A 6,892-nucleotide genomic window follows, 5' to 3' on the forward strand; every position below is an offset into this window, starting at 1 on the left:
TAATTTAGTTATGGTAAATATGGTAGCTTTACTATAAGAGAAGTGTAGGTTTTTCCATATTTGCCAACCCTTCAGTTTTGATATAAAATAACGTTAAGTTTTATACACTGTTTTTAATTTAATTCACGGAGGCTTTATGAATTACAAATTTCACTACAGGAATACAGCTTTTGAACTTTTTAAGCTGTCTTTTTTCTTTTTATATTCCTCTTTGGCGGGGATTGTGAATATTATTTTTACAGTTGCGATGATTGCACTGATATATGCAAGGTGGGATGACGCTACCGACTTACTTAGGGTGGTGCTTGTAATAGCGGTACTTTTCTTTGTGTTGTTTCAGCCCGTGATTATGTATAACAGGGCAAGGAGAAATGCAAAAGCACTCAAGGAGCTTAGCCTGGAATTTGGTGACAGAGGTATCGCCGTAGAGGTAGAGGGCAAGCGCGAGTATATAGACTGGAAGAAGATAAAGGCCTTTAAGAGATTTCCGGGAATGCTTATCATTTTTACAGATAATACAAACGGTTATATTCTTACAAAGAGGGTTGTAGGAGATAATTATAAAAAGGTGTTTGGATATATATCGGAGAAAATAAAGCGATGAGGGTTAGGTTGTGGCTTCTTATTGTACTTTGTTTTGCCGTACTTAATACTTCATGTGTAAGAAAGAAAATGTCGGCGGAGTATGTATTTACCTATGCCGAAAATCATCCGAAGGATTATCCTACCACGCTTGGAGCTTTTGAATTTGCAAGGTTGGTCAAAGAAAAAAGCAAGGGCAGGATAATTATAAATGTGGTGTATGACGGAAAGCTTGGGGATGAGCTTAGTGTTATAAAGCAGATAAAATTTGGTGGAATAGATTTTGCAAGAGCTTCTATATCGCCGCTTTCAAATGAGATTCCTATACTCAATGTTTTGCAGATGCCGTATCTTTATAGAGATGATGAGCATATGTGGAATGTTTTGTCAGGTGATGTCGGAAAGGAAATTTTTGAAGATTTTGAAGGTTCAGGTATTGAGCCGCTTTCATTTTATACTGCGGGTGCCAGAAGCTTTTATAACAGTAAAAGACCTATAGAAGATATTTCAGATTTGTCGGGACTTAAGATAAGAGTACAGCAGTCCGAACTTATGAAAGATATGGTGAGGATGCTTGGAGCTGAGCCTGTGGCTATGGAGTACGGGCAAGTATACGGTGCGCTTCAAAGAGGTGTAATAGACGGTGCGGAGAACAATACTCCGTCTTATATTTCGGCACTTCACTTTCAATATGCCGGGTATTATACTAAGGATGAGCACACCAGAGTGCCTGAGGTGCAGATTTGTTCAAAAGTGACATTTGACAAACTATCTAATGAGGATAAAGATATTATAAGGGAGGCGGCTTTGGAGAGCAGCAGTTATGAGAGGAAAATCTGGGATGAAAAGGAGAGGCTTTATGAAGATGAGCTGCTTAAAAAAGGCGTTAAGATAAATACACTTTCAGAAAATGAAAGAGAACATTTTAAGGAAGTCTTAAAGCCGCTTTATGAGAAGTATTGTAGTGACTATATGGGTCTGATAAATAAAATAAATGAAAAGTGAGGTAGCATATGCAAAAGTTTAATTATTATTCACCTACAAGGATTGTTTTCGGAGCCGGAATAAGGAATGATATCGGTACTTTAATAAAAGAGTTCGGAGTAAAGAAGGTTGCTGTTATCGTCGGTGGAAACAGTGCAAAGAAAAGCGGACTGCTTGATTTGGTGGAAGATAAGTTAAAGTCTGAGGGTATGGATGTACTCTTACTTGGCGGTGTTGTACCGAATCCTCTTTTAAGTAAGGCAAAGGAGATGACAAAGGAGGCTCTTAAGTTCGGAGCTGAGTTTGTACTGGCTGTAGGCGGCGGAAGTGTAATAGATACCGCAAAGTTTGTTGCAATCGGTGTAGCAAATCCGGATACAGATATAGAAGAGTTTTTCTTTCAAAGAAAGAAGGTGGAAAAGTCCACTCCTATCGGCACTGTTTTGACTATTGCGGCGGCAGGCTCTGAAACCAGTGATTCCGCAGTGCTTACAGATGATGTTACAGGAACTCATATAAAGAAGGGTATTACTACAGATTATAACAGATGCAGGTTTGCTATAATGGATCCGGAGCTTACTTATACTTTACCTAAGTATCAGATAGGTGCAGGTGTGGCAGATATTTTTATGCATACAGCCGAGAGATATTTTACAAATATTCTCGGAAATCATTTGACTGATGAAATGGCTGAGGGACTTTTTAGAGATATTATAAAGTTTGGAGTAAAGGCTGTAAAAAATCCAACTGACTATGAAGCGATGAGTGAAGTTATGTGGTGTGGCAGTGTATCTCATATAGGTCTTACAGGACTGGGCGCTAAAGGTGATACACCAAGAGACGGTGACTGGTCATGCCACCAGCTTGGAATGGCTATATCGGCACTCTTTGATTCCACACATGGTGCAACCCTCAGCGCTGTTTGGGCTTCTTGGGCAAACTACGTTAAGGATGAAAATATATCAAGATTTGCAAGATTTGCGAGAAAGGTATATGGAGTAGTTGAGACTGATGATAAAAAGGCTGCTGATATGGGAATTGAAAGAACTGTAGAATTTTTCAAGTCTGTCGGAATGCCTGTAAGTTTACATGAGCTTCTTAACAGAGAGGTAAGTGAAAAGGACTGTGAGGAATTGGCAATAAACTGTTCCTATAATAAATCAAGAAGTATAGGAAGTTTTAAATCACTTGACTACAATGATATGTACAATATCTACATGGCGGCAAGATAGTATAATAAGAAGGCTTTAGGATGAGGTTCCTGAAGCTTTTTTGTTTATTTTAGGCTTTAGCAACTTTGACCCGATAATTATAATATGTTATAATTATCATATTACTTCTTATGAGTAGAAGTAATAACAGGAGGTGGCTTATGATTGTTATGTATGTAAAGTTAAAGAATATTTGTGCATTTGATGATTTTCATGCCGATTTTTCATATCCTAAAAAGATAGTGAACAGCTCTATAGAAAGAGAATATTTGCCGGGATTTCCTAATTTCAGATATAAGAAAGTGAATATACTTCTGGGTACTAATGCAAGTGGAAAAACCTCTTTTGGAAAAATACTTATGTATATATTCAACTTTATGAAGAGGAAGGAATTATTGAATATAACAGATAGAATATCTGATAATAAAAAAGAAAGTGTTTTCTCAATAGACTATGTTTCCGACAAGAATACTTTATCTTCGCTGGAAGTTATTATACCGCCCGAAGAGGGAGAATATTCTATTGAACGATGCCAAATATCGTTGAAGTGTGTAAATATCAAAAAAGGTGACAGCTATGAAAAGTGCGTAGAAAGAATGAAAAATGGAAAAGAAGTGGAGGCTTTTGAAGGATTAGAGGCATTAGAAAAGGTTTCAAAATCAAGTGGTCTTGGATGGAATTTTACATATCCTATGGATTCAAATTACTATATTCGAGATATAAAAGTTGATGACTTGGAGAATGAACTGTATTTAAAAGTTTTGAAAAATGTGTTGATGACATTAGATAATTCTATTATTGATATAAAAAAAGTTGACAGTATTGAACATACTTATGCTATAGTGATGAATAATAATAATCTTATAATACAGGAAGGCAAAGTACTGGATCCTAACAATATTCTTTCAAGCGGAACGAAAGCAGGAATTGAAATATCAGGTTTTCTTACTGCGCTTATGGAGCATAGGAACGGATTTTATTATTGTGATGAGAAGTTTTCGTATATACATAGTGATATTGAAAAGGCTATCCTGTCAGTAATGATATCAAAACTTGGAGATGGAGAACAACTTTTCTTTACAACACATAATCTGGACATTACAGATATGGATTTACCTAAGCATTCCTTTATGTTTATGAGAAAAGAAAATATAGGGGGCAAATTCATTATTTCATGTGAGTCGGTATCAAACAGATTAAAGAAAGCGACAGATTCGGTAAGGAATGCAGTAGATAATGATATTTTTGCAGTGGCACCAAGAATCGAGTTAATATATGATTTGGCATATGGAGACAATGATATAGATGATGTATTAGATGAAGATGTGGGGTGAGATCAATGAAATTGGGTCAATACCATTATTATGTGGAAGGTGAGAACGAAAGAGTTCTTGTAGAGATATTGAGTAAGTGTAAGGATGAAAAATTTAATGTTATAAGACCCGGAAAAATAGATGTCTTTAATGTGGTTGAACGAGAGATAAAAAAACGAAGTTCTTAGAGAAATATAAAAAGATAAAAGAAGTTATACTTATACCGCAAGTTTACAATTTAGAGGATGAATTGATTAGAAGCTGTAATATAAAGAATATACTTCAATTGCTTGGAAGCAAGTCAAAGAAGGAGTTTAAAAGTGATTTTAATAAGGTTAATAATTTAAACGAGTATTTGATTAAAGCGGAGTTTGCATTTGATAAATTGTGGAGGAAGAATACAGACGGTATATTTGCCGGAATTACAAGCGGAATAAGTAAAATAGAAAAATAAAAAGGATTCGAGCAAAAGCTCAAGTCCTTTTTTCAGTATCTCCACTTAAGCAACCCATACTTAGATATATACGAATTATGATACCTGCCGTCTGTTGTCACATCCTCTCCGAACCATTCAGGAGGAGTAAAATTATCGGCTTCTTCTACCGAGCCAAACTCCACCTCTACCAGTTTGAGGCTGTCAAGATCACCTTTGAATATATCAAGTTCCGCTATGAGATTATTATCAAGAGGAATTTTATACCTGCTCTTTGATATAATGATACCGTCACATTTTTTTAGCAAATGCTCAAATGCTTCTTTATTCAGCGGCAGATTGTATTCACTGTGTGAGAGCAGACCGCTGCCCTTATAGGTCAGTACGTAGTCATCGTTTTCTTTTCGCACTCTGACTACAGGGTCGGTATTTAAGTAGCCTTGAGTCATATCTATCCTCTCATAGGTATCAAGATTATCCGGTATTTTTTTTACAAGAAACTTTCTTTCTATTTCTATATTTTCCATAGTACTCCTCCATAGTATAAGTTGATTCTGTTTCAAAAAGTATCTTACAGCTAAAGTGTAAGCCTGTTTCACCTTATTTTCCGGTTCAAAATCAGTATACATAATTTTTCACAACAATTAAAGGAAATATTTGTATATAACAGGTATAGGAATATTGTACATTTGACTTATATTTGTTATAATCCCGTCTTTGACAGTTTTGAAAGATAAAATACCCTTCAAACCCTTTGTTTTAGCGGCTTTGGAGGGTATTTACATTTCGTTTTGAAACTAAAAAAATAGTATTTTATTTTCCCTTACTTTGTTTTTTAATTGTTCTCATTTGACTTTTTGTTATAAATTCAAAATCTGTATTAAAATGACAAATCTCATGTAGCTTATCTGTAAGCTCCGTTCTTTTATATAGCGGTATAAAACCTTGCTCTTTTACATACGCAAAATTAAAATCCTTTAAGGTTTTTAGAATCTCTTCACATGTATATTTGTGTTCTAAAGCTTTCTCAAGATATCTGTAAATAATCAATGCTAAAAAACAAGTTAAGAAGTGAGCCGTAATTCTGTCAACTCTTTGTAAGTACACAGGCCTTGCCTCAAACTCGGTTTTCATAATTCTAAAGCACTCTTCGATTTGCCATCTCTTTTCACTTATACTTAGTATTTCACTTACATTATCGTCAAGTAGGTCTGTTGAGACAGCATACATACCGTCATACTTAGTTTCTTCATCTATTTTATCTGTATTAAGAAAGTTATGTACATTTGCCTTTTCTCCATCATCAGTCACCGCAAGGCTACTAATAAACCTGGCAGGGTCATTAGGATTTCGCCTTTCTTTTTTGATGCTACCTTTTTCAAGCATTAGCTTAGCTCTGTCAACTTGTTTTTCTCTAATAGTTTTTTGGTATTTGGCATATTTAGGTGAATATGTGATGATAAGTCTCTGAGATAAATCTTTAGGCGTATACGGAGCATCTTTGTAATATATAGCCTCATCATCCCTTGATATTTCTGATAAATCTACTACTTTATCATCAGACAAACGTTTAAATCCTTTAGTGTCTAAAGCCCATTGTCTATCTTGTGCATTAAGCTTTTTTATAGATTGTGTAACGACAAAGGCTCTTTCGCCCATATGATTGTATTTTCTTATTTTTTCCGAACCGAGTCCTGCATCGCTACAGTAAATAAACTTTTGACAGTCAAACTCGTTTAAAATCTTTTCTTCAAGAGGTTTAATAGAAGTTTGCTCATTAGCATTACCCGGAAATAGAGAAAAAGCAAGAGGAATGCTGTCACCATCCATAAACATCCCCATTTGTACTATAGGGTTTGGTCTGTGTTCCTTACTTTTGCCATATTTCTTAATTCCGTCTTCATCTTCAATCTCAAAATAATAATTGGTGCAATCATAAAAAAGAATCTTATCATTGCGTTTTCCTAATAAGTGGCTGTTTTTATAAGTTTCAGATTGTATAAGGTCACATTCTTTAGCAAGTACATTTAAAGAACGGTACACGTCATGTAGTTGGTAAGACGGCGGCTCCAAAAAGTCCAGTGCACATTTATAACTTGAGCGTTTACTGGAAGGTTCAAGTATTCTTGAGTAAATCAAATCTGATAATATCGAGTTGATATCAAACTTGAAGCTATATTTATCCCTTATTTTTCTGCAAACTTTATCCAAGCCAAGTTTATAATAAAAGTATTGCAAAAACAGATATCCCCCACGATAGAAGACTTGTTGTTGAGGTTGAAGTCTTTTATTGGAGTTAAAAGAAATATTTACTGTTTTTTCTTCTTTATATTTTTGTGTTTCAAGTCTTGCCTCAGCACGAGCCCATT

At 35.1% G+C, this 6,892-nt stretch carries 8 protein-coding genes; 6 read left to right on the plus strand and 2 right to left on the minus strand.

Annotated elements, in window-relative coordinates:
• Positions 1–136 precede the first annotated feature (136 nt).
• The 6 genes from EHW90_RS01250 (at position 137) to EHW90_RS13400 (ending at position 4,544) form a co-directional block, all read left to right on the plus strand.
• Positions 137–604, plus strand: a complete 468-nt coding sequence (locus EHW90_RS01250; protein WP_124950608.1) for a YcxB family protein — start codon at positions 137–139, stop codon at positions 602–604.
• Positions 601–1,587: a TRAP transporter substrate-binding protein gene (locus EHW90_RS01255; protein WP_124950610.1), complete on the plus strand. Its 987-nt coding sequence runs from the start codon at positions 601–603 to the stop codon at positions 1,585–1,587. The genes EHW90_RS01250 and EHW90_RS01255 overlap by 4 nt, the downstream gene beginning before the upstream one ends.
• An 8-nt stretch (positions 1,588–1,595) precedes the next feature.
• Positions 1,596–2,798: an iron-containing alcohol dehydrogenase gene (locus EHW90_RS01260; protein WP_124950612.1), complete on the plus strand. Its 1,203-nt coding sequence runs from the start codon at positions 1,596–1,598 to the stop codon at positions 2,796–2,798.
• Between the two features lie 140 nt (positions 2,799–2,938).
• The gene (locus tag EHW90_RS01265; RefSeq protein WP_124950613.1) at positions 2,939–4,111 is read left to right on the plus strand and encodes an ATP-binding protein; all 1,173 of its coding nucleotides are present in this window, start codon (positions 2,939–2,941) and stop codon (positions 4,109–4,111) included.
• Between the two features lie 5 nt (positions 4,112–4,116).
• The gene (locus tag EHW90_RS13395; RefSeq protein ID WP_243113879.1) at positions 4,117–4,278 is read left to right on the plus strand and encodes a hypothetical protein; all 162 of its coding nucleotides are present in this window, start codon (positions 4,117–4,119) and stop codon (positions 4,276–4,278) included.
• Positions 4,279–4,340: 62 nt separating this feature from the next.
• Positions 4,341–4,544: a hypothetical protein gene (locus EHW90_RS13400; RefSeq protein WP_243113880.1), complete on the plus strand. Its 204-nt coding sequence runs from the start codon at positions 4,341–4,343 to the stop codon at positions 4,542–4,544.
• Between the two features lie 32 nt (positions 4,545–4,576).
• On the opposite strand, the gene EHW90_RS01275 is transcribed toward EHW90_RS13400, so the two are convergent.
• Positions 4,577–5,050 (minus strand): CYTH domain-containing protein, encoded by a 474-nt coding sequence (locus tag EHW90_RS01275; RefSeq protein ID WP_124950615.1) that lies wholly within the window; start codon positions 5,048–5,050, stop codon positions 4,577–4,579.
• 286 nt (positions 5,051–5,336) lie between these two features.
• On the minus strand, positions 5,337–6,892 hold a 1,556-nt coding region (locus EHW90_RS01280), incomplete at its 5' end, for an IS1634 family transposase (RefSeq protein ID WP_124952610.1).

Origin of the sequence: Lachnoanaerobaculum orale (genome assembly GCF_003862485.1) — a bacterium.
Taxonomy (GTDB): domain Bacteria; phylum Bacillota; class Clostridia; order Lachnospirales; family Lachnospiraceae; genus Lachnoanaerobaculum; species Lachnoanaerobaculum orale.